Consider the following 1952-nt stretch of genomic DNA (forward strand, 5'->3'; position numbering starts at 1 on the left):
GCATCGAATGCCGCAGGTTCCGTAGCGGCCACGGCGCCAGCGGCGTCGGCGGATTCGTCCGTGACGCTTTCCGCCTGGAAGTCCGCCGGAAAGATCAGCGTCGCGCCCTGGCCTCCATCGGCCAAGCTGGCCCGCACGGCGGCGCGCGCCGCGCCGGCCGCGTCCTGGGCGGACGCGATGCGCTGCACCCAGCCCGATACCGGGCGCGCCAGCGACTCGATGTCCGAGGTCAGCGGCGCGTCGCACTCCAGGTGCCAGCTGGCGTGGTCGCCGATGATGTTGACGATGGGCGTGCGGGCGCGGCGCGCGTTGTGCAGATTGGCGATGCCGTTGGCGAATCCCGGCCCCAGATGCAGCAGGGTCGCGGCCGGCTTGCCGGTCAGGCGGCCGTAGCCATCGGCCGCGCCGGTGCAGACGTTCTCCTGCAGGCCGACGACGCAGCGCATGCCGGGCACCTCTTCCATGGCGCGTACCAAGTCCAGCTCGGTCGTGCCGGGATTGGCGAAACAGACTTCCACGCCCTGCTTGCGCAAGGCTTCCAGCAAGACACTGGCTCCGCTCATGATTACCGCCTCCTTTTTTTGCTACTTTATCGTAATTTGATAATTGTGCAATTTATTTAGGAGGATTGATGCGGGATAATTTATTAAAATTATCTATTTGATAGTTCCGCGCGGAACCCCTATACGCACGCATGCGCGCCGCGCGCGGCGCGGCGATTTGCCAATACGCGCCCCTTGGTGCACCCTCGCAGCACGTCAGCCTTCCCACACCTTGCACCCATGAACAGTCTTCGCCGCATGCTCGATGTCCTGGACCTCTTTCAGCCCGACCGGCCGGTCCTGGACGTCGACGCCATCTGCCAGCTGCGCGGCTACGCGCCGGCCACCGCCTACCGCTACGTGCGGGAACTGTGCGCCTGCGGATTGCTGGTGCGCCTGCCCGCCGGCTATGCGCTGGGCCCGCGCATCATCGCGCTGGACCTGCAGATGCGGGAATACGACCCCATGCTGACCGTCAGCCGCGACCTGATCGAAGAGCTGTCCAGCCAGACTGGCCTGGACGTGCTGCTCAGCGCGCGCTACGACGACAAGGTGATCAACGTGCACCAGCAGCCGGGCCGCAACACCCAGGCCCTGAATTTCGGCCGCGGCCGCTTCATGCCGCTGTTGCGCAGCGCGACGGCGCGCGTGATCCTGGCCAATCTGGGGCCGCGCCAACTGCGGCGCGTCTATGACGAGCATGCGCAGTCGCCCGACATGCAGCGGCTGGGGCCGGACTGGAAAGCGTTTTCCCGCGCCATGCTGCAGGTGCGCAAGGCCGGCTACTGCGTATCGTCGGGGGAGCTGGATTCCGGCAAGACGGGAATCGCCGCGCCGATCTTCGATGAAGAGAACCATGTGCTGGGCAGCATCACCATCATCGGCGCGCAGGATGCCTACGCGGCATTCCGCGAGGACTATCTGGCCGGCCTGATTTGCCGCGCCGCCACGGAAATCACGCGCCGTATCGCCCAGGCGCCCGCCAAACTGCAGCATGCGGCCTGACCCTCAACGCCAGCCGCAGGTACTTCCATGACGCCCGCCATCCGCATCGGCCCTCTTGTCTTTCCCTCGGAGCTGCTGGTCCTCATCGTTGCCGCAGCCATCGGATTACTGGGCGCGAGGCTGTTCGCCCGCAAGCAGACGGCCGCAACCGCCGCACCGCCCGACACCGGCGCGGTGCTATGGCGCGTGCTCATCATCGGCCTGGTCGTCGCCCGGCTGAGCTTCGTCTGGCAGTACCCGGCGCACTTCCTGGAGAACCCGCTGCGCATCCTCGACCTGCGCGACGGCGGCTGGGCCGGCATGGCCGGGCTGGCCGCGGCTTGGGTCTATGCGCTGTACGCGGCGCTGCGCCGCAAGGCGCCCCGGCCCGCCCTGCTGGGCGCGCTGGCGCTGGCGAGCGTGGCC

At 67.5% G+C, this 1952-nt stretch carries 3 protein-coding genes; 2 read left to right on the forward strand and 1 reads right to left on the reverse strand.

The window, feature by feature from the left end:
- The coding region (locus tag WBB14_RS34835; RefSeq protein ID WP_424243795.1) for a thiamine pyrophosphate-binding protein at window positions 1-563 on the reverse strand (563 nt) is incomplete at its 3' end.
- Between the two features lie 219 nt (window positions 564-782).
- Between WBB14_RS34835 and WBB14_RS34840 the strand changes: the two genes are divergently transcribed.
- On the forward strand, window positions 783-1547 hold the full coding sequence (locus WBB14_RS34840; protein WP_424243796.1) for an IclR family transcriptional regulator: 765 nt from the start codon (window positions 783-785) through the stop codon (window positions 1545-1547).
- Between the two features lie 27 nt (window positions 1548-1574).
- A partial coding sequence (locus WBB14_RS34845) for a prolipoprotein diacylglyceryl transferase family protein (RefSeq protein WP_424243797.1) occupies window positions 1575-1952 on the forward strand: 378 nt, incomplete at its 3' end.

Origin of the sequence: Achromobacter sp. (assembly GCF_049647645.1) — a bacterium.
Lineage (GTDB): Bacteria > Pseudomonadota > Gammaproteobacteria > Burkholderiales > Burkholderiaceae_B > Achromobacter.